Raw genomic sequence first — 18,577 nt, forward strand, 5'->3', positions numbered from 1 at the left:
ACCGCGCGTTTGGCGGCAGTGAGAGCAGTGTTCTGGTAAGCGTATAATCAGTATTATGTAAAATAATTTAGTTTGAAAACACTGCAAAGCCTTACGCTTAGCGCACATAACTGAACCACATCGGAAACGCCCCATGGATCTAAATGGAAAAACAGTTGTTGTAACCGGCGCCGCTGGCGGCATTGGCAAAGGTCTGGCTCAGCGGTTTGCGCAGGACGGTGCAACGGTCGTGTGTTCGGACATTGATCTTGCAGCCGCACAAGCCGTTGCCGCTGGTATCGGCGGCCATGCCTATCCCTGTGATGTGTCCAGCGAAGCGCAGATCAAAGCTTTGATCGATCATGTTGAAAGCGAGATCGCGCCGATAGATCTGTTCTGTGCAAATGCTGGCATCCTGACGCTTGGCGGCCCGGATGTTCCGGATGACGACTGGAACAGGATCTGGACCATCAACGTTATGTCTCATGTCTGGATGGCGCGTCATCTGGTGCCGCGCATGATCGAACGTGGCAAAGGCTATGTGCTGATCACGGCCTCAGCAGCCGGACTTTTGAACCAACCGGGCGCAGCGCCGTATGGGGTCACGAAACACGCAGCCGTCGGATTTGCCGAATGGTTGTCCTTGACCTATGGCCATAAAGGCCTGGGCGTATCGGTCCTGTGCCCTCAGGCCGTGCGGTCCGAGATGACGCGCGGGCACGAGGCTTCGGTCGCCGCCATAGACGGAATGCTGGAACCCGAAGACGTCGCAAACGCCTGTGTCGAGGCCATTCGCGCCGAACAGTTTCTTGTTCTGCCACACCCTCAGGTTCTGGATTACATCCGCCTCAAATCCGCCGACTATGATCGTTGGCTGATCGGAATGCGGAAGTTAAATCAACAGTTTGTGGAAGATAACTAAACCCTCGACTGTGGCTTGCGCATCAAACCTTCCTGCGCGACCGACGCAACCAAAACTCCGTCCTGCGAATAGATCGAGCCGCGATTGAACGAACGTCCCTGCCCTGACCACGGTGAATCCATCGCGTAAAGATGCCAGTTCTCGAAACGCACCGGCGCATGAAACCACATTGTATGATCAAGGCTTGCGCCGTTCACCTGTCCGGTGAACCAGCTTAGCCCATGCGGGCGCATTCCCGAACTCAGCAGACCCATATCCGAGGCATATGCCAGCAACAGGTGCTGTGTTCGGGCATCAGCGGTTGCGGCGGCCCCCATGCGGAACCAGATCTGGTTGCGGTCATCTGCCACCGCCGGATTGAACGGGTCCAGATGCCCAACCTCTCGCACCTCGATAGGACGTTCGCGCATCAGTTCCTTGCGAAGCCTCTCGGGAACGCGGTCCAGGTATTTGCCCCGAAGCTCGGCACGGGACGGATAGGTTTCTGGCCCGTTCAGAGCGGGCATCGCATGCTGATGTTCCCATCCTTCATCCTGAACATGAAACGAAGCCGACATGTTCAAAATTTGCCGCCCATGCTGAACCGCAACAACCCGACGAGTTGTAAAAGAGCCTCCATCCCGCGCTCTATCCACTTGATAAATAACAGGGATCGACGGATCGCCGGGACGAATGAAATAGGCGTGCAAAGAGTGGCAAAGCCGATCCTCAACCGTTCGATAGGCTGCGGCCAGGGCCTGGGCGATCACCTGCCCGCCAAAGATGCGGGTCGGGGTTTCGCCGCCAGACCCGGTGCCCCGGAACAGATCAACCTCAAGCCGTTCAATATCCAGAAGGTCAAGAAGAATACGTTCGGCTTCGGTCATGGTCCTGTCTCCGGAAGTGATTGTGCTTTGGGTATCAGCCGGTATCGGATCATTCAATCATGGCGGCCAGAACCAGCGCCTTTAACTCGGCCCGGGACGGGTAGGAACTGGATGGCGACAATTGCGTAAAAAACACGGCTGTAAGATCGTTTTGCAGGTCGAGCCAGAAATAGGTCGAGGCCATGCCGCCCCAGCTGAAATCCCCGACCGATCCCGGCACACGCACCCTGCCCGGATTCAGGACGACCGATCCGCCCAGACCAAAACCCATCCCCTCCATCGGTTGTTCGGCAAAACTGCTGGGACCCATCGAGGCAATATCGCCCGGTAAGTGGTTGCAAAGCATGAAGTCTACGGTCTTCGGCCCCAGCAGACGGTGACCGTTAAAAGCCCCCCGATTGCGCAGCATTTCGACAAACCGCGCATAATCGTCGATGGTGCTGATCAACCCGCCGCCGCCGGAAAATGTGGTCGTGCGTTCAAAGGGCGATGATCCGACCTCATCCACAAGGCGCAGAGTTTCCGTGCCCCGCTTGGCAAAGTTCAGCGCCATGGCATCGCCGGACAAGGGCGAGTAGAGCGAGGCAAACCGGTCCCCTGCCCCTTGAGGAACCGAAAAGCCGGTTTCGGTCATCTGAAGTGGTGCGGATATCTCTTGCGCGAAATACCGATCCAGCGGCAGGCCGGACACGATTTCAATCACGCGGCCCAACACATCCGTGCTGACCGAGTATTCCCACCGCGTACCGGGCTGAAACGCCAGCGGAAACGCGGCCAGATCACGGACACGATCTGCCAAAATCCCTTGGTTAGGCTTAAATAACAGATCCTGTTCATCCATCGCTTCGGGCAAAAGGCCTGGATTGAACGGATAGCTGAACCCGCTTGTATGCGTCAGCAACTGATGAAGCGTTGGCGTCGGCGCATCCTCGGTTTGATCCAGCCGTTCGGCACCGGGAACAAGCGCCTGCATCCCACTGAATTCCGGAAGAAAATCGGACAGAGGCGCATCCAGGTGGAACAGCCCCTTCTCGGCCAGCATCATCAGCCCGACCGACGTGATCGGTTTGGTCATCGAGTAAATCCGGGTCAGCGTGTCCCGCTGAAACGGCAGATCGTTTTCGACACTGCGCTGGCCGCAGGTGTGAAAGAACACCTCGGTGCCTTGATGTGTCAGCAAAAACGCGCTGCCCGCGTATTTGCGCTGCGTGACATACCGATCCATCCAGGTGCGGATGCGGTTCAGGCGGTTTTGGTCGAAGGATGTCATGGTGAACCTGTCTGAAAGCTGCCTGATCTCACCCTATGCCAGCAACGCGAAGTTTGTCCCTTGCAATGTGCAGGCCATAAGCGATTACTTTCTATGAAAGACTGCCCCCGTCGCAGATTCGTTGCGTGCCTGTTCTAAAGATCTGCCGACACCTTCTTTTGGAGTACCGACATGGCGCAAACCATAGATTTCGTTTACGATTTTTGCAGCCCGAATGCGTTTCTCGCGTATAAAATGCTGCCGAAAATCGCCAAGGGGCACAAGGCCACGGTCGTGCCGGTCCCGGTGATGTTGCCGGTTATCTTCAAATCCACGCATAACCAAAGCCCGTTCGAGGCTTTTTCAGAGAACCGTCAGAAATCATCCTATCTGACCCATGACCTGCATCGCTTTGCCCGCCGTCGCGGCGTAAGCTTTCACATGAGCCCGCATTTTCCAGTGAACACCAAATTCGCCATGCGCGGCGCGTATTTTGCATCCGGAAAGCCATGGGAAAACAAATATATAGACGCAGTATTTGATGCGATTTGGGTGCATGGTCAAAAGGTCGATGAGCTGAATGTACTATCAGAGATCCTGCGCGAGGCCGAACTGCCCGTCCGCAAAATCCGCGAGGCCATCGCCGCGCCCGAGACCAAGCAATTGCTGAAAGAGCAGACCAAGGACATCGTCAGGCGGGGCGCCTTTGGTGTTCCCAGTATGTTCGTTGGGTCCGAGATGTTTTTTGGCAAGAACAGCCTTGCCAATCTCGATCTTGAACTTTCTCTGAAAAATTAGATGCTTGACGACCCTACCTAACGTCGTTCCAGCGCGGCCAGCCCGTGTTGCGCGAAGATGGGAACATAGGCTCCGAACGCCTGGGCGCGCTTTGGATCGGACGCGTTGCCATCCAGAGCGCGTTTGTAGACGCCCTGCAAAATCCCCGCCATCCGAAAGAAGTTAAAGGCCAGGTAGAAGCCGAAATTGTCGATCCCCGGCAGTCCGCGCCGTTCGCAATATTGCGCGACAAAGGCCCGATCGCTGGGCAGGCCCAGTGCATCCCGGTCGATTCCGGCCAGCCCGCGCCCCTCTTTTCCCGGAGGCATTTGCCACTGCATGATCACGGCGGCCAGATCTGCATAGGGATGGCCGATGGTCGACAATTCCCAATCCAGAACACCGATGCAGTCGGTACCGTCTGCGGCGAACATCAAATTGTCGATGCGATAATCACCATGCACCAGCGTCCGCTGCCCATCATCCTGCGGAAGTGACGCCTCTAGCGCATCAATCAACCTGTCCATGTCCGCAATGGTCGCGGTTTCGGACGCGCGGTATTGCTTGGTCCAGCGTGAGATCTGGCGTTCGAAATAGTTCCCCGTCGGGCCATAATCAGACAGGCCGGCGGCGTCGATGTCTACCATATGCAACTCGGCAAGAACCCGGTTCATTTCGTCGATCACCGCGCGGCGGGTTTCGTTGCTTTCACCCTCCATCTGCGGCTCAAGAAAAACCCGGCCTTCCAGATGTTCCATTAAGTAGAAGGCCGATCCGATCACCGAATCATCCTCGCACAGTAACAGCATGCGCGGCACCGGAACGCGGCTGTCTGCAAGGGCGCGTTGCACCCGGAACTCTCGATCCACCGCATGGGCGGATTTCAGCAGCACACCCGGGGGTTTGCGGCGCAAAACGTACGACTGTTTTGGGGTACGCAACCGGAAGGTCGGGTTCGACTGGCCGATGGCGAATTTCGTGGCGTCCAGCGGGCCTTCATACCCCGCCAGATGTTGGGACAGGTAGGCGTCGACAGCATCCAGGTCCAGATCGGTTTCGGTGCTCATAACTGGCCCTCGCACTTAGAACGCAGCTTCAAAGATATTACCGGCAGTCACAACGTTAATGCCACCTGACACCGGGATAACCGCACCGGTCACGTAACTGCCACCGCGTCCGCACAGAAACAGCATACAGCCCGCAATATCCTCGTCCCGGCCCACGCGGCCCAGAGGGACGGATTTGCCGACCTTTGCGCGGGTATCTTCGTCCGCTGTGGCAAAAGCTGTCATGCGCGACACAAACGGCCCCGGGGCCAGGGCGTTCACGGTGACATGGTAAGGCGACAACTCTTTCGCTAAGATTTTGGTCAGGTGCAGCACGGCCGCCTTTGACGCCGAATAGCTATAGGCCCCATCGCCCATCGGAACCTCACCCATGACCGAGCCGACATTGACGACCCGCGCAGGATCTTCGGCGGTGCCGGACTTCATCAGCAAGGGCAACAGTTTCTGGGTCAGGTCGAATATGCCAGCGACGTTGACGGACATGACCTTGTCCCAAGCGTCATACGGGAACTGCCCCATTGGCGCGCCCCAGCTTACGCCGGAGTTATTCATAAGAATATCAAGGCGTTCAGTGCGCGCATTAATGTCCGCAACCAGCGCGTCAATCCCTTCCTGGCTTCCCAGATCCCCGGCAAATCCAACCGCGCTGCCCGGTGAATCCAGCGCGTTCAGCTCCTCGGCAACTGCTGCGCAGGCATCGCCTTTGCGCGAGGCGATCAGGACATGGGCCCCGGCCCTGACCAAAGCTTCGGCCGCCATGCGCCCGATGCCGGTTGCACCACCTGTCACCAGCGCGGTTTTGCCTTGCAGCGAAAATAGGGTCTCGGGGGTCATGGTCTGCTCCTCACTGACATCTGTGGGCAGGTGCCGTTGCGGGAACCAAGGGGATGGCCCGTTGACAACACATGATCCTGCACCAAAGCTTCCTGTGACAGAATAACAGAGACATCAGGGTCAACATGCAAGCATTACTCAGCGTCGCGCCCGGCGGGCCCGAGACTTTGGAACTGACCACCCTGCCCGATCCAACCCCCGGCAAAGGCGATCTGTTGATCGAAGTGAAAGCGGCTGGCGTGAACTTCCCCGACACGCTGATCATCCGCGATCTTTATCAGATGAAACCCCCGCGCCCCTTTGCCCCCGGCGGAGAAATTGCCGGAGAGGTTCTGGCCATCGGTGAAGGCGTCACCGGATTTGAACCGGGTGATCGGGTGCTGGCGCTGACTGGTCACGGCGGATTTGCGACGCACCTGACACTCAAGGCTGCGACGGCGATCAAGATTCCGGACGAGATGCCGTATGAGGACGCCGCCTGTTTCATTTTCACCTACGGCACCTCGTACCACGCCCTGAAAGACCGCGCGCATCTGCAATCCGGCGAGACACTCTTGGTTCTGGGCGCGGCCGGAGGCGTCGGTTCGGCCGCGATTGAGTTGGGTAAGGCCATGGGCGCGCGGGTGATTGCGGCGGTGTCGTCGCAGGACAAGGCCGAGTTTTGTCGTCAGGTCGGCGCGGATGAGACCATCGTGTACCCGAAAGACATGGACAAGCAGGCGCAAAAGGACTTCTCCGGCCAGATCAAAGCATTGGCCGGGCCAAATGGTGTGGATGTCGTCTATGACGCGGTCGGAGGACCCTTTGCCGAGCCCGCCCTGCGCAGTATGGCGTGGAACGGGCGCTTTCTGGTTGTCGGCTTCCCGGCAGGGATACCGAACATCCCGTTGAACCTGCCCTTGCTCAAAGGGTGTCAGGTCGTTGGAGTATTCTGGGGCGCGTCCGTATTCCGTGACCCAAAGGGGCACGCGGAAAATGTTGCCGAGTTGTTTGGCCTCTATGCTGCGGGACACATCAAACCGCGCATCAGTGATCGATTCCCGCTGGCCAAAGCCGGACAGGCGCTGGATCTGCTGGCCGGGCGTTCGGTTCTGGGAAAGCTGGTCGTCACACCCGGTTCAGACTGAAATTCGCGCTGAACAAGCGGCACAAGATCACAGCCCGGGGCGCTTATGCTGCAATGCGACACAGCGCAGTAGACAATCTGGCCTATTCATGTCTATGAACCTGTAATGGGGATAGTAAAGACATGAATAACGTTCTGGTTTTGAATGGTCCGAACCTTAATTTGCTGGGCACGCGCCAGCCCGAGGTTTACGGCAGCACCACCTTGCAGATGGTCGAGGATTTGTGTGTCGAACATGGTGCGTCCATCGGCCTGAATGTCACGCATTTCCAATCCAACCACGAAGGCGCGTTGATCGACGCGATTCATGCGGCGCGGGGCGCGCAGGACGGTCTGGTTCTTAACGCGGGTGCGTATACGCATACCTCTATCGCGCTGATGGATGCGATCGCCTCTGTCGAACTTCCGATGGTCGAAGTTCATCTGTCCAACATCCACGCCCGCGAAACCTTTCGCCATACGTCTTATATCGCAAAGGTAGCACTGGGGCAGATTTGCGGGTTCGGGGCGCAGAGCTATGTTCTGGCGCTTGACGCGCTGGCCGCCCATTTGGGGTCAAGAGGTGCCGGATGACTCTGAAAGAATACCTGCATTTCGTAAGCTACGCCAAAACCCTGGAAGAGTTGTGGGACGCGCATTGCCGGCAGATGGCCGAATATGGCTTTGACCGGCTGATTTATGGCTATACGCAGTTCCGCACCGAAACCTCACTGGGCGACCCCGAGGATTTCGTGATCCTGACCAATCACTGCCACAACTACGTGGACGGTTTTCTGAAGGGCGGACTGTACTTCCATGCCCCGATGCTCAAATGGGCGCTGGACAACGAAGGCGCTGCCAGTTGGCGGATGATCCAGGACATGATGTCCAGCGGTCGTATGACGGCGCAGGAACGCAAGGTCTTTGAGTTCAACAAGTCGATGGGCGTAGTGACGGGCTACACGGTTAGCTTCAATTCCGTCTCAATGCGGTCGAAGGGTGCGATTTCGCTGTCCGCAAAAGGTGGGCCAAGTCAAGATGAAGTTGACGAGATCTGGGCAGAGCATGGCGAAGACATCCTGTTGATGAACAACATGGCGCATCTCAAGATCCTGACCCTGCCCTACAATCCCCCGAACCGGGCGCTGACCAAACGACAGCGCGAGGCGCTGCAATGGGTCGGGGATGGCAAGACGACTCAGGACATTGCGCTGTTGATGGGGCTGACCTCGGCCACCGTGGAAAAGCACCTGAGGCTCGCGCGCGAGTCGCTTTCGGTTGAAACCACGGCGCAAGCGGTCCTCAAGGCCTCGCTACACAACCAAATGTTCATCATGGAGGCCTGATGTTGTTGATTTCTGACGCTAAACTGCGTCAATTTACCTTAGGTAAGGAAATCATGACTTCCGGTTTACGCGATAAAGTTGCAGATTGATATTGTTCCGTGAGTGGTGGCTTTAGCCAGGGAACACATCGATCAGACCTTTGCAATTTCAGAGCTCTCTGGTCACTCTGACACTGAGGCGCCTATTTGTCCGCGTCACGAGGTCGGAAATTTGGGGGGCCTCGACCATCCCCATCATGCGGGGCCCTCCATCCTTCTTCCTCTTGGTTTGCGTCGGCCTGACGTTGGCCAAAAAAAAGAAAACCGGTTACGCTGGGCGTAACCGGTTTTTTTTGTTGTGTCGGGCCTCTGACGAGGCCCTGAATGGTCGCTTAGCCTTGGGCCGCCTTGGCGACTTCGGCTGCGAAGTCTTCTTTTTCGACCACGATGCCTTCGCCAACTTCCAGACGGATGAAGCCGGTGATGGTTGCGCCCGCTTCTTTGGCCGCTGCTTCAACGGTCAGGTCAGGGTTCACAACGAACGACTGGTTCAGCAGAGTCGATTCCGCGACGAATTTCTTCATGCGGCCTTCGATCATCTTCTCGATCACCTGCTCCGGCTTGCCGGATTCGCGGGCGATGTCCATCTGAACCTGCTTTTCTTTCTCGACAACTGCCGGGTCCATGTCGGCCTCGGACAGAGCTGCCGGGTTCACAGCAGCGATGTGCATCGCAACCTGCTTGCCGATCGCTTCGTCGCCACCGGTCAGAGCGACCAGAACGCCGATTTTACCCATGCCGTTGGTGGCTGCGTTGTGGACGTAGGACACAACAGTGTCGCCCGACAGCTTGGCCATACGGCGTACCGACATGTTTTCGCCGATGGTGGCGATCTTGTCGGTCAGGGTGTCGGCAACGGATTTTCCACCCAGATCAGCGGCCAGCAGCGCTTCGACATTGTCGACGCCTTCGGCTGCGTAAGCGATCTTGCCAACCATTTCCTGGAACTCGGCGTTTTTCGCAACGAAGTCGGTTTCCGAGTTCACTTCGACTGCAACACCGTTGCCACCGTTGACGTGAACAGCAACCAGACCTTCTGCTGCGGTACGGCCCGATTTCTTGGCCGCTTTGGCCAGACCTTTGGTGCGCAGCCAGTCAACGGCTTCGTCCATGTTGCCGCCGGTTTCGGTCAGCGCTTTTTTTGCGTCCATCATGCCTGCGCCGGTTGCGTCGCGCAGTTCTTTAACCATTGCTGCTGTGATTGCCATCTCTTGGCTCTCCTCAATTCAAACGGAATTGGGGCAGGTCATACCCTGCCCCATATGTCATTTACGTGACGGGCAGCTTACGCTTCGGCAGGTGCTTCAGCTTCTTCTGCAACGGCTTCTTCAACCGGGGCTTCTTCGAACTCGCCCAGGTCAACGCCTGCGGCACCCAGCTGAGCGGTCATGCCGTCCAACGCGGCACGGGCTGCCAGATCGCAGTACAGAGCGATGGCGCGCGCTGCGTCGTCGTTGCCGGGGATGATATAGTCAACGCCGTCGGGCGAGCAGTTGGTATCGACAACGGCCACAACCGGGATACCCAGCTTGTTGGCTTCGGCGATGGCCAGTGCTTCTTTTTTGACGTCGATGACGAACAGCAGGTCAGGAACGCCGCCCATCTCGCGGATACCGCCCAGCGACGCCTGCAGCTTGGCCTGGTCACGTTCCATGCCCAGACGCTCTTTCTTGGTCAGGCCTTCGGCGCCTGATTCCATCGCTTCGTCGATCTGGTTCAGACGGTTGATCGACTGGGAAACGGTTTTCCAGTTGGTCAGCGTGCCGCCCAGCCAGCGGTGGTTCATGTAGTACTGAGCCGACTTTTCAGCGGCTTCGGCGATCGGGCCGGCGGCCTGACGCTTGGTACCAACGAACAGAACGCGGCCACCTTTTGCAACGGTGTCACGAACGGCCTGCAGCGCCTGGTCCAGCATCGGAACAGTCTGGGTCAGGTCCATGATGTGGATGCCATTGCGCGAACCATAGATGAACGGGCCCATGCGGGGGTTCCAACGCTGTGTCTGGTGACCAAAGTGAACGCCAGCTTCCAGCAGCTGACGCATGGAGAACTCGGGAAGAGCCATGCTATTTTCCTTTTCCGGTTTACGCCTGGGCGGGGGTGAAAGAAGCGGATGCTCCAACCGGCGGTCTTGATGAGGATGTCTCCCTCAAAAAGCCCAAACCCCGCCTGCGGGTTTGAATGGCGCGCGTATACGGCAGGTTTTGATGCAGTGCAAGGGCCTTTTGCCCTTATTTTTCAAGCCGCGCCAGGCTGTGCGCATGCCGCACGGCCTCTTCGCAATGGGCTGCCAGCGCCTTGCGGTTTTCAAAGTCGCTGACCTTGGCGGGCGCGTGGTAAATCAGTTCGACCGAACCCTGACGCAGTGCGCCGAGTGTCTTGAGAAGGTGCGGACCGAACTCCATATCACCCCACCAGCCATAGAACCGATCCGGTTGCTCCTTTGGCGCGTGAAACACGACGGAAACAGGCTGCACATACATAAAATCACGCAGTTCATCTGCGAAGAATGCCGCGAAGAGCGTTGTTTTAAATGGCAAAACCCGCAATCCATCGGTCGAAGTCCCTTCGGGGAAGAACAACAGTTTGTGTCCGGCCTTCAGGCGAGACTCGAACACTTTGGTCTGCTCGCGCGCCTTTTTTGGGTTCCGCTCGATAAATACGGTTCCGGTCGAACGGGCCAGCCAGCCGATTCCGGGCCATTTCGCGACCTCGGCCTTGGACACAAAGTAAATCCGCTTGCGCGCGTTCAGGGCGAAGATGTCCAGCCAGGACGTGTGGTTCGCCACCACAGCTCCGCGCTGCTGCATCAACTCGCCCGACGTTCGAAAACCGATACCCAGAAACCGGAGTGCATTGCGGCACACAAATTGCGCGATGAACGGAGTAATCGGACGACGAACCCCGAAGAGAGGGAGTTCGAACAGGCGAATGGTCAGAAGGACGATCAGGCCCCCAAACACCAAAAGCGCCAGAGGCACCCCGCGCAAGATGACAAGAACCCAGCCCAGCGGACCCAGATTGATCGGGTCAGGTGCCTCGTCACTATTCCACAATGGATCGTTCACGCCGGTTATGCCCCACCATAGATGCGTTTTTGCCGCTCGTTCATACGGGCGGTATCCAGGATCAGGCAAACATCCGTGGTGTTGAACGCATGGTCGATAAACGCCCCCTCGCCCACAAATCCACCCAAACGCAAATAGGCTTTGATCAGCGCGGGCACCTGCACCATCGCGGCGCGGCGGTCGAGGTCTTCGGGCGCGACCAGATCCATCGATTGAAACACGTCCGGCTGTGCCCGCACCCGCAGATCCTCGGGGGCCAGATGGTTGTGGTGCAGCATGGACAGGGATTGCGCGAGGGGTTGAACATCGGTGCCGTGAAAGCTGGCGACGCCGAACAGAACTTCGATCCCGCGTTCGTTCACATAGGCGGCCAAGCCATTCCACAGGTGATACATCGCAGTACCACCGCGATAATCTGCATGCAGGCAGGACCGGCCCAATTCCAACAGCTTGCGTCCGCTTTGCTTTAAGACGGTCAGATCATACTCGTCTTCGGAATAGAACTGCCCGATTTCCGCAGCACGTTCGCCCGGTAACAGCCTGTAAACGCCCACAACTTCGCCACTCAGGTCGTCAATGGCCAGCATGTGATCGAAATACGGGTCGAACTTGTCCTGTTCCAGACCCGCGTCGTGATCGACCATCTCGCCGCCGCCGCCCAGTTCGCGCACGAACACATCATAGCGCAGCCGTTGCGCGGCGCGCAGGTCATCCTCGGATTCGGCGAGTTTGATGGTAAATGAGGGGCCTGTATCCGGCATGTCTATCCTTTGAATTGCCCCCGGCTGATACCGCAGGTTTTCACGTAAAGGCAACACGGCCACATCTGGTGTTCAGCGTTAACCTTTCCTAAACCAGTTTCACGGATCAAAGACCGGCACCAGGGCAATGCGTGTCCCGTCGATTACCACTTTCCCCTGCTCGCGAAAGTTAACGGTGATCTTGCCTGCGATGTTGGACTGCACCTGTCCGATACCCCAATCGGGGAAATCCGGGTGGCGGACATACATGCCCGGTGCAAGAATGGCATTGAGGTCTGACATTTGGGCTCCGGTCCGGTGGCAGATACAGCAGGAGGTACGCATGGGCGCTACGGACGTCAACCTGGCCGAGCTGATCGGCTCGCGGATCTGTCACGATCTGATCAGCCCGATTGGGGCAATCACCAACGGATTGGAACTGTTGGACATGGTTGGCGCAGTGCAGGGCCCCGAGATGGAGTTGATCTCGGGCAGTGTTGGCAGCGCGGGCGCGCGTATCCGGTTCTTTCGGGTGGCGTTCGGGTCGGCCAGCGATCAGCCGCTGGGGAAGACCGAAGTCGCTGAATTGCTGAAGGATATCGAACGCGCCGGACGTGTGCGGGTGAACTGGAACCTGACCGAGCCGGTGCCGCGCAATCAGGTCAAGCTGGCCTTTCTGGCGCTGATGTGTTGCGAAAGTGCGATGCCCTTGGGTGGCGAGGTCGAGATTTCAGTCAATGGTACCGGCTGGCAGGTGACCGGGACGGCGGACAAGCTAAATGTCGACCCTGATCTTTGGAAGAACGTCACAACGGGGCGGTTTCCCAAAAAGATCACGCCCGCGCAGGTGCAGTTTGCCCTTCTGCCGGAGACGGCGACCGCGATGGGGCGGCGGGTTAGCGTAGAAACCAACTCAACCCGCGTCGCCCTTCGGTTTTAGGCGCGGGTGGTGCCGTTGCCGCGCACCAGGTACTGAAAACTGGTCAGTTGCGCCGCGCCCACCGGTCCGCGCGCATGCATCTTGCCGGTGGCAATCCCGATTTCAGCGCCCATCCCAAATTCACCACCATCAGCAAACTGGGTTGAGGCGTTGTGCATCAAAATCGCACTGTCGAGCCGTTCGAAGAAGCGCCCTGCGGCAGCAGTGTCCTCAGTCATGATACAGTCGGTGTGGTTCGAGCCGAACTGTTGGATGTGCGCAATCGCCGCGTCGATATCGGCAACGGGTTTGGCAGCGATGATGCTGTCCAGAAACTCTTTGCCCCAATCATCGGCGGTGGCTGCGACTGTCCCTTCTGTGGCCAGAGCGCCCTCGGCATGGACCTCGACACCCGCTGCAATCAGCGCCGCGATCACGTCACGCCCCAACGTGTCTACGACGTCCTGATGGACCAGAAGACACTCAGCCGCGCCGCAGATACCGGTGCGGCGGGTTTTTGCGTTCAGCACCACGTCCAGCGTCTTTTGCGGGTCAGCGGCTTTGTCGATGTAGATATGCACGATGCCTTCCAGATGCGCAAAGACCGGAACGCGCGCCTCGCGCTGAACCAGCCCGACAAGGCCTTTGCCACCTCGGGGCACGATGACATCGACATAGTCGGTCATGGTCAGCAATTCCTGAACTGCGGCGCGATCACGGGTCGGAACCAGTTGAATCGCATCTGCGGGCAGGTTCGCGGCCTTCAACCCTTCGACCAGACACGCGTGGATGGCGGTTGAGGAGTGGAAGCTTTCGGACCCACCGCGCAGAATCACCGCATTCCCTGATTTCAGGCACAAAGCACCCGCATCCGCTGTCACATTGGGGCGGCTTTCGTAAATCACGCCGATCACACCTAAGGGCGTGCGTACCCGCTGGATATTCAGGCCCGAGGGCATGTCCCATTCGGTGAGCACCTCACCCACAGGGTCGGTCTGGTCCGCGACAGTGCGCAGCCCGTCAACCATGCCCTGAATGCGGGAATCATCCAACATCAAGCGATCCATCATTGCGGGGCTCAGGCCCTTGTCACGACCGAACTCCAGATCTTTCTTGTTGGCCGCGATGATGTCCGCACGGTTGGCCCAAACGGTCTCAGCAGCCGCGATCAGGACCGCATGTTTCCGCTCGGCGCTGGCAAAGGCCAGTTCGCGCGCAGCCTCTTTGGCGCGTTTTCCAAGGTCGGCCATCAGGGCGGGGATATTGTCGAGGTCCTTCATATCATCTGCCTTTCTGCGCCGTTACAGCGCCAAATCGTCCCTGTGGATCAGCGCCGCGCGACCGGGATAGCCCAGTGTCGCCTCAATCTCCGAGGATTTGCGCCCCTTGATCGCGTCTGCTTCCTGCGCGGTATAGCGGCTGATCCCTTGCGCCAGACGCCGCGCCTGCGGGTCGAGGATTGCAACGGGGTCGCCGCGCCCGAAATCTCCGGTGACTTCGACGATACCGGCGGGCAGCAGGCTGTTGCCATTGGCCAGCGCTTTTGCGGCACCCGCATCCACCTTGATCTCCCCACGTGGTTTCATGGCTGAGATCCAGCGCTTGCGGGCTGCATGCGGGTCCAACGTCGCCGTGAACCACGTGCAGTTCGCGCCATTTTCAAGCAATTTCAATGGGTTGAGGGTCGATCCTTCGGTTATCGCCATGTCACAGCCCGCCGCAGTCGCCATTTTGGCGGCCAGCAACTTGGTCTTCATCCCGCCTTTGGACAGGCCGGACCCGGCATCGCCTGCCATCGCCTCAATCTCGGGCGTGATGGTGTCGATGGTGTCATAGCGGGTGGCCGAGGGGTCTTCGTTGGGATTGCCGGAATAGAACCCATCGACGTCGGACAGAAGGATCAGCTGATCGGCCCCGACCGTCACCGCGATTTGCGCGGCCAGACGGTCATTGTCGCCATAGCGAATCTCGTCCGTGGCGACGGTGTCGTTTTCATTGACGATGGGCACAACACCCAGCCCCAACAAAGTCTCAAGCGTGGCGCGCGAGTTCAGATAGCGCCGCCGATCCTCACTGTCCTCCAGCGTGACCAACACCTGAGCCGTGGTGATGTCATGAGGGGCCAGCGCCTCTTCATAGGCGCGCGCCAGCCTGATTTGACCCACTGCCGCTGCCGCTTGCGATTTCTCCAGTGGCAAGTCTGCCATCGGCAATCCCAGAACGCCGCGACCCAATGCGATTGAGCCGGAGGACACCAGAATGACATCCGCGCCCTGCCCCTTGAGCCACGCCACGTCCTGCGCCAGTGATTTCAGCCAGTCCGAGCGCAGCAAACCGGTGTGCCGGTCAACCAGCAAGGCAGACCCGATCTTGACCACCAAGCGGCGTGCTGCGGTCAGGGTTGCCAAGACTGAACCTCCTCAGCGGGCTTTTGGCGAAGGCGGTTTTCGTCGATCTGCGCGCGCAAAGCCCGCAACACCTCGGTCACGCCGAGACGAGCAACACCGGACATGGTCATGACGGGGCCACCAACGGCCTCTTCAAGCTCGGCCTTGATCAGATCGCGCTCTTCCTCGTCCAAAGCGTCGATCTTGTTCAGCACGGTGATGCGCGGCTTGTCCGCCAGCTCTCCGCCATAGGCTTCAAGCTCGGTGATGATGGTCCGATAATCCTCGACCACGGTTTCCGAGGTGCCATCGACCAGATGCAGCAGAACCGCGCAGCGTTCTACATGGCCGAGGAACCGGTCGCCGATCCCGCGCCCCTCATGCGCGCCCTCGATCAGGCCGGGGATATCGGCCACAACAAATTCGACGTTATCGACGCCGACAACACCCAGATTGGGATGCAGTGTGGTAAACGGATAGTCGGCGATCTTGGGCCGGGCATTCGATGTCGCAGCCAGAAAGGTCGATTTGCCCGCGTTGGGCATGCCAAGCAGACCCACATCCGCGATCAGCTTCAGCCTTAGCCAGATGGTGCGGTCAATCCCCGCCTGCCCCGGATTTGCGCGGCGCGGGGCCTGGTTGGTGGCCGATTTGAAGTGCAGGTTGCCGAAGCCGCCATTTCCGCCCTTGGCCAGCAAGACGCGCTGTCCGACCTCGGTCAGGTCGCAGATAACGGTCTCTTCGTCCTCGTCGAGGATTTCAGTTCCGACAGGAACGCGCAGGATGATGTCGTCACCATCCTTGCCGGTGCGTTGTTGACCGCGACCGGGCTGGCCGTTCTTGGCGAAGAAATGCTGTTGATAGCGGAAGTCGATCAGGGTGTTCAGCCCATCCACAACCTCGGCCCAGACAGACCCGCCCTTACCGCCGTCACCGCCATCGGGTCCGCCGTATTCGATGTATTTTTCGCGTCGGAAGCTGACGCAGCCGCTACCGCCGGCCCCGGACCGGATGTAGACCTTTGCAAGATCGAGAAATTTCATGTCAGTCCCCTACTGCAAAGGCCCCATCGGCCACAAGTCAGAGTTTTTTACTATAGGTCCAGGTGGGCACATTTGCGTCGCGCGCCACCGAATAGCTTTCGGCGTCCCCCAGATATTCAAACCCGCAATGGGTCAGCACCCGGGCCGAGGCCGGGTTGTCCTGAAACACGCTGGCGAACATGGTCGAGTTTTCCAGCGGATTCGCCAGAACCAGAGCCTCGACCGCCAAGGACGCGATGCCTGTGTTCCAGTAAACCGGAGCGACCCAATAGCCGACCTCGGACTGGTTGCGATCCAGCCGCTGCAACGAGATCAGGCCGATCAGTTCAGGCCCGCCATCCTTGGTGGCGTCCATCGCCCAGACGTCTTCGTCCCGGTCTTCGGCCATCGAACGGGTCACAAAGGCCTCAATCGAGCCCGGTGGCAATGGGTGCGGAATCGACGTCGTCATCCGCGCCACGCGCTCATCGCCTGCATAATGTTCAATGAGACCCATATCCGACCGGCGCAGGGGGCGCAGGTCGAACCGCTCGGTTTCGATGACCGGCTGATTGATTATCGTCTCAAGTTTCATGAGTGCGTTCCTCCTCCGAACAACACAAAAAGTACGGACGCAACGGTTAAACTGGCTAACGTCCACATCAGATATTTTTCCGCAGGCCGACCTTCAACCGTCTGGGCGATCCGATCGCCTGCAAAAGTCCAGACCGGGTGCAATAAGACCTGACAAAACAACAGGCAAAGAGCGATTGTTAACGTCGCTTCAAAACTTGATGTGCCCGCGGCCACAAAGCCCGTAAACCCGGCAATGATCATCGCCCAGGCCTTGGGGTTCAGTGGGTGAACGATCAGCCCGGCCAGAAAACCCGGCACTTGCGTGTCAGCGTTTCCGCGCGACAGCCGCAGATTGGCAATCTTCCACGCCAGCCAGATAATATAAGCGGCCGAGGCATATTTCAGCACCTCAAACACCAACGGCGCCTGATCGGCCACCTGCATCAGCCCGAACCCAACAGGCCAGATGATCAACTGCTTGCCCAGAATAACGCCGCCCACAAAAGGCAACGCCGCCCGAAAACCATAGCGCGCACCTGTTCCCAGCAGGACCATATTGGCTGGTCCCGGCGTGCCGACCTGGCTGGCGGCAAAGATCAGGAAACTAGTGGTGGCGACTGTCATTCGGGTGGTCAATCACGACTGCGTTAAAACGAAAAAGGGACCGGCACTTTCTGCCGGTCCCCCATGAATTTTTTATTAACCTTATGGGTTTCGGCTTATTCTGCGGCCTCCGCCACTGGCAGGACCGAAATGAAGGTGCGGTTTTTCAGTCCCTTGTGGAACTTCACGGCGCCATCGGTGGTTGCAAAGATGGTGTGATCTTTGCCCATGCCTACGCCTTCGCCCGGCCAGAACTTGGTGCCGCGCTGACGTACGATGATGTTGCCTGCGATGGCTGCCTGGCCACCATAGAGTTTCACGCCAAGGCGACGACCCGCTGAGTCGCGACCGTTACGGGAGGAACCGCCAGCTTTTTTATGTGCCATTCTCTCTCTCCTTAGCCCTGAGCCAGCTCTTTGGCTTGCTCAACCCATTCGGGTTTCACTTTGATGGTGTCGATAGCAGCAATCTGCTCGTCCGACAAGGCGGCCAGAGCGGCAAAGCTCTCGATACCGGCTTCGGCCAGCTTTTTGGCAGCGGCAGGGCCGACACCGTTCAGCGCGGTCAGATCGTCAGAAGCAGCGGCAGCCGGAGCTTCTGCTTTTGCAGCAGCTTTTTTGGCGGGCTTTGCAGCCGGAGCCGCCTCACCTGCCGGTGCCGAACCGGTTGCAGCTTTGATACCAGACTTGTCAGCGCCCGACGACAGGATGTCGGTGATTTTGACCAGAGTCAGTTTCTGACGGTGGCCAACGGTACGCTTCGAGCTGTGCTTACGACGGCGTTTGACGAACTTGATGACCTTGTCACCTTTGACCTGTTCGATCACTTCGGCCTGAACGCCTGCGCCTTCGACGAACGGCGCGCCAACGACCGGTGCGTCACCGCCCAGCATCAGAACGTCGTTGAATTGAACTTTTTCACCTGCGTCGGCAGCCAGTTTTTCAACGCGGAGGATATCACCCGCCTGAACCTTGTACTGCTTGCCGCCAGTCTTGAGGACCGCAAACATGCGTCTTTCCTTTTCATACCCGCGTTCTGTGGTCCCCGTATGGGTGTTGCCGGCTTTCGCCACCTCGAAC

22 protein-coding genes are annotated in these 18,577 nt (G+C 58.5%); 6 read left to right on the top strand and 16 right to left on the bottom strand.

What is annotated here, in order from left to right:
- Positions 1 to 133 precede the first annotated feature (133 nt).
- Positions 134 to 901, top strand: coding sequence for an SDR family oxidoreductase (locus ACR0AC_RS07955; RefSeq protein WP_170450680.1), 768 nt, complete (start codon positions 134 to 136; stop codon positions 899 to 901).
- Here the strand turns inward: ACR0AC_RS07955 and ACR0AC_RS07960 are convergent.
- Both ACR0AC_RS07960 and ACR0AC_RS07965 read right to left on the bottom strand, forming a co-directional pair.
- A complete protein-coding gene (locus tag ACR0AC_RS07960) occupies positions 898 to 1,767 on the bottom strand; it encodes an acyl-CoA thioesterase (RefSeq protein WP_170450682.1) in 870 nt (289 codons plus the stop codon). The two genes, ACR0AC_RS07955 and ACR0AC_RS07960, sit on opposite strands and share 4 nt — an antisense overlap.
- Before the next feature lie 49 nt (positions 1,768 to 1,816).
- Positions 1,817 to 3,037 (bottom strand): serine hydrolase domain-containing protein, encoded by a 1,221-nt coding sequence (locus ACR0AC_RS07965; RefSeq protein ID WP_480872719.1) that lies wholly within the window; start codon positions 3,035 to 3,037, stop codon positions 1,817 to 1,819.
- 171 nt (positions 3,038 to 3,208) lie between these two features.
- Here ACR0AC_RS07965 and ACR0AC_RS07970 point away from each other — a divergent pair, with 171 nt between their 5' ends.
- The gene (locus ACR0AC_RS07970) at positions 3,209 to 3,814 is read left to right on the top strand and encodes a 2-hydroxychromene-2-carboxylate isomerase (protein ID WP_170450686.1); all 606 of its coding nucleotides are present in this window, start codon (positions 3,209 to 3,211) and stop codon (positions 3,812 to 3,814) included.
- A gap of 17 nt (positions 3,815 to 3,831) precedes the next feature.
- Here the strand turns inward: ACR0AC_RS07970 and ACR0AC_RS07975 are convergent, their stop codons facing one another.
- Positions 3,832 to 4,860: a phosphotransferase family protein gene (locus ACR0AC_RS07975; RefSeq protein WP_480872722.1), complete on the bottom strand. Its 1,029-nt coding sequence runs from the start codon at positions 4,858 to 4,860 to the stop codon at positions 3,832 to 3,834.
- Positions 4,861 to 4,875: 15 nt separating this feature from the next.
- Entirely contained in the window at positions 4,876 to 5,694 is an 819-nt protein-coding gene (locus ACR0AC_RS07980; protein ID WP_480626010.1) for an SDR family oxidoreductase, read from the bottom strand.
- Positions 5,695 to 5,819: 125 nt separating this feature from the next.
- Between ACR0AC_RS07980 and ACR0AC_RS07985 the strand changes: the two genes are divergently transcribed.
- From ACR0AC_RS07985 to ACR0AC_RS07995, 3 genes are all read left to right on the top strand, one after another.
- The gene (locus ACR0AC_RS07985) at positions 5,820 to 6,821 is read left to right on the top strand and encodes an NADPH:quinone oxidoreductase family protein (RefSeq protein WP_480872724.1); all 1,002 of its coding nucleotides are present in this window, start codon (positions 5,820 to 5,822) and stop codon (positions 6,819 to 6,821) included.
- Between the two features lie 122 nt (positions 6,822 to 6,943).
- On the top strand, positions 6,944 to 7,393 hold the full coding sequence (gene aroQ, locus ACR0AC_RS07990; protein ID WP_170450693.1) for a type II 3-dehydroquinate dehydratase: 450 nt from the start codon (positions 6,944 to 6,946) through the stop codon (positions 7,391 to 7,393).
- Positions 7,390 to 8,145 carry a LuxR family transcriptional regulator gene (locus ACR0AC_RS07995; RefSeq protein WP_170518593.1) on the top strand — a complete coding sequence of 252 codons (756 nt, stop codon included), beginning with the start codon at positions 7,390 to 7,392 and terminating at the stop codon, positions 8,143 to 8,145. Before aroQ ends, ACR0AC_RS07995 begins: the two co-directional genes overlap by 4 nt.
- A gap of 370 nt (positions 8,146 to 8,515) precedes the next feature.
- On the opposite strand, the gene tsf is transcribed toward ACR0AC_RS07995, so the two are convergent.
- The 5 genes from tsf to ACR0AC_RS08020 form a co-directional block, all read right to left on the bottom strand.
- Complete coding sequence (gene tsf / locus ACR0AC_RS08000) at positions 8,516 to 9,391, bottom strand: translation elongation factor Ts (RefSeq protein WP_170450697.1); 876 nt, start codon at positions 9,389 to 9,391, stop codon at positions 8,516 to 8,518.
- Positions 9,392 to 9,468: 77 nt separating this feature from the next.
- Positions 9,469 to 10,248: a 30S ribosomal protein S2 gene (rpsB, locus tag ACR0AC_RS08005; protein ID WP_170450699.1), complete on the bottom strand. Its 780-nt coding sequence runs from the start codon at positions 10,246 to 10,248 to the stop codon at positions 9,469 to 9,471.
- Positions 10,249 to 10,414: 166 nt separating this feature from the next.
- Entirely contained in the window at positions 10,415 to 11,251 is an 837-nt protein-coding gene (olsA, locus tag ACR0AC_RS08010; protein ID WP_170450701.1) for a lyso-ornithine lipid O-acyltransferase, read from the bottom strand.
- Between the two features lie 5 nt (positions 11,252 to 11,256).
- Complete coding sequence (gene olsB, locus ACR0AC_RS08015; protein WP_480872726.1) at positions 11,257 to 12,012, bottom strand: L-ornithine N(alpha)-acyltransferase; 756 nt, start codon at positions 12,010 to 12,012, stop codon at positions 11,257 to 11,259.
- 99 nt (positions 12,013 to 12,111) lie between these two features.
- A complete protein-coding gene (locus tag ACR0AC_RS08020) occupies positions 12,112 to 12,294 on the bottom strand; it encodes a DUF3553 domain-containing protein (protein ID WP_170450705.1) in 183 nt (60 codons plus the stop codon).
- 40 nt (positions 12,295 to 12,334) lie between these two features.
- Between ACR0AC_RS08020 and ACR0AC_RS08025 the strand changes: the two genes are divergently transcribed.
- Positions 12,335 to 12,931 carry a histidine phosphotransferase family protein gene (locus ACR0AC_RS08025; RefSeq protein ID WP_170450707.1) on the top strand — a complete coding sequence of 199 codons (597 nt, stop codon included), beginning with the start codon at positions 12,335 to 12,337 and terminating at the stop codon, positions 12,929 to 12,931.
- Here the strand turns inward: ACR0AC_RS08025 and ACR0AC_RS08030 are convergent.
- From ACR0AC_RS08030 to ACR0AC_RS08060, 7 genes are all read right to left on the bottom strand, one after another.
- Positions 12,928 to 14,190 carry a glutamate-5-semialdehyde dehydrogenase gene (locus tag ACR0AC_RS08030; protein ID WP_480872728.1) on the bottom strand — a complete coding sequence of 421 codons (1,263 nt, stop codon included), beginning with the start codon at positions 14,188 to 14,190 and terminating at the stop codon, positions 12,928 to 12,930. The genes ACR0AC_RS08025 and ACR0AC_RS08030 overlap by 4 nt on opposite strands.
- Positions 14,191 to 14,211: 21 nt before the next feature.
- Positions 14,212 to 15,318, bottom strand: a complete 1,107-nt coding sequence (gene proB / locus ACR0AC_RS08035; protein ID WP_480872730.1) for a glutamate 5-kinase — start codon at positions 15,316 to 15,318, stop codon at positions 14,212 to 14,214.
- Positions 15,306 to 16,340 carry a GTPase ObgE gene (gene obgE, locus ACR0AC_RS08040; protein ID WP_480872732.1) on the bottom strand — a complete coding sequence of 345 codons (1,035 nt, stop codon included), beginning with the start codon at positions 16,338 to 16,340 and terminating at the stop codon, positions 15,306 to 15,308. The genes proB and obgE overlap by 13 nt, the downstream gene beginning before the upstream one ends.
- Before the next feature lie 37 nt (positions 16,341 to 16,377).
- Positions 16,378 to 16,914: a GNAT family N-acetyltransferase gene (locus ACR0AC_RS08045; protein ID WP_170450716.1), complete on the bottom strand. Its 537-nt coding sequence runs from the start codon at positions 16,912 to 16,914 to the stop codon at positions 16,378 to 16,380.
- The gene (locus tag ACR0AC_RS08050) at positions 16,911 to 17,519 is read right to left on the bottom strand and encodes a LysE family translocator (RefSeq protein ID WP_480581192.1); all 609 of its coding nucleotides are present in this window, start codon (positions 17,517 to 17,519) and stop codon (positions 16,911 to 16,913) included. The genes ACR0AC_RS08045 and ACR0AC_RS08050 overlap by 4 nt, the downstream gene beginning before the upstream one ends.
- A gap of 95 nt (positions 17,520 to 17,614) precedes the next feature.
- Positions 17,615 to 17,884, bottom strand: a complete 270-nt coding sequence (gene rpmA / locus ACR0AC_RS08055) for a 50S ribosomal protein L27 (RefSeq protein WP_039535512.1) — start codon at positions 17,882 to 17,884, stop codon at positions 17,615 to 17,617.
- Positions 17,885 to 17,895: 11 nt separating this feature from the next.
- Positions 17,896 to 18,507, bottom strand: a complete 612-nt coding sequence (locus tag ACR0AC_RS08060; protein WP_480780694.1) for a 50S ribosomal protein L21 — start codon at positions 18,505 to 18,507, stop codon at positions 17,896 to 17,898.
- Positions 18,508 to 18,577: the final 70 nt, after the last annotated feature.

This window comes from Ruegeria sp. H7 (genome assembly GCF_056532945.1).

What these genes read in the sequence shown, in the direction of transcription:
- ACR0AC_RS07975 (WP_480872722.1), bottom strand. Translation starts at nt 4,860, where the DNA reads ATGAGCACCGAAACCGATCTGGACCTGGATGCTGTCGACGCCTACCTG.
- ACR0AC_RS08060 (WP_480780694.1), bottom strand. Translation starts at nt 18,507, where the DNA reads ATGTTTGCGGTCCTCAAGACTGGCGGCAAGCAGTACAAGGTTCAGGCG.
- olsB (WP_480872726.1), bottom strand. Translation starts at nt 12,012, where the DNA reads ATGCCGGATACAGGCCCCTCATTTACCATCAAACTCGCCGAATCCGAG.
- ACR0AC_RS08045 (WP_170450716.1), bottom strand. Translation starts at nt 16,914, where the DNA reads ATGAAACTTGAGACGATAATCAATCAGCCGGTCATCGAAACCGAGCGG.
- ACR0AC_RS07970 (WP_170450686.1), top strand. Translation starts at nt 3,209, where the DNA reads ATGGCGCAAACCATAGATTTCGTTTACGATTTTTGCAGCCCGAATGCG.
- aroQ (WP_170450693.1), top strand. Translation starts at nt 6,944, where the DNA reads ATGAATAACGTTCTGGTTTTGAATGGTCCGAACCTTAATTTGCTGGGC.
- ACR0AC_RS07985 (WP_480872724.1), top strand. Translation starts at nt 5,820, where the DNA reads ATGCAAGCATTACTCAGCGTCGCGCCCGGCGGGCCCGAGACTTTGGAA.
- ACR0AC_RS07955 (WP_170450680.1), top strand. Translation starts at nt 134, where the DNA reads ATGGATCTAAATGGAAAAACAGTTGTTGTAACCGGCGCCGCTGGCGGC.
- ACR0AC_RS08025 (WP_170450707.1), top strand. Translation starts at nt 12,335, where the DNA reads ATGGGCGCTACGGACGTCAACCTGGCCGAGCTGATCGGCTCGCGGATC.
- ACR0AC_RS07965 (WP_480872719.1), bottom strand. Translation starts at nt 3,037, where the DNA reads ATGACATCCTTCGACCAAAACCGCCTGAACCGCATCCGCACCTGGATG.
- rpsB (WP_170450699.1), bottom strand. Translation starts at nt 10,248, where the DNA reads ATGGCTCTTCCCGAGTTCTCCATGCGTCAGCTGCTGGAAGCTGGCGTT.
- tsf (WP_170450697.1), bottom strand. Translation starts at nt 9,391, where the DNA reads ATGGCAATCACAGCAGCAATGGTTAAAGAACTGCGCGACGCAACCGGC.
- obgE (WP_480872732.1), bottom strand. Translation starts at nt 16,340, where the DNA reads ATGAAATTTCTCGATCTTGCAAAGGTCTACATCCGGTCCGGGGCCGGC.
- ACR0AC_RS08020 (WP_170450705.1), bottom strand. Translation starts at nt 12,294, where the DNA reads ATGTCAGACCTCAATGCCATTCTTGCACCGGGCATGTATGTCCGCCAC.
- ACR0AC_RS08050 (WP_480581192.1), bottom strand. Translation starts at nt 17,519, where the DNA reads ATGACAGTCGCCACCACTAGTTTCCTGATCTTTGCCGCCAGCCAGGTC.
- ACR0AC_RS07960 (WP_170450682.1), bottom strand. Translation starts at nt 1,767, where the DNA reads ATGACCGAAGCCGAACGTATTCTTCTTGACCTTCTGGATATTGAACGG.
- ACR0AC_RS07980 (WP_480626010.1), bottom strand. Translation starts at nt 5,694, where the DNA reads ATGACCCCCGAGACCCTATTTTCGCTGCAAGGCAAAACCGCGCTGGTG.
- rpmA (WP_039535512.1), bottom strand. Translation starts at nt 17,884, where the DNA reads ATGGCACATAAAAAAGCTGGCGGTTCCTCCCGTAACGGTCGCGACTCA.
- ACR0AC_RS07995 (WP_170518593.1), top strand. Translation starts at nt 7,390, where the DNA reads ATGACTCTGAAAGAATACCTGCATTTCGTAAGCTACGCCAAAACCCTG.
- ACR0AC_RS08030 (WP_480872728.1), bottom strand. Translation starts at nt 14,190, where the DNA reads ATGAAGGACCTCGACAATATCCCCGCCCTGATGGCCGACCTTGGAAAA.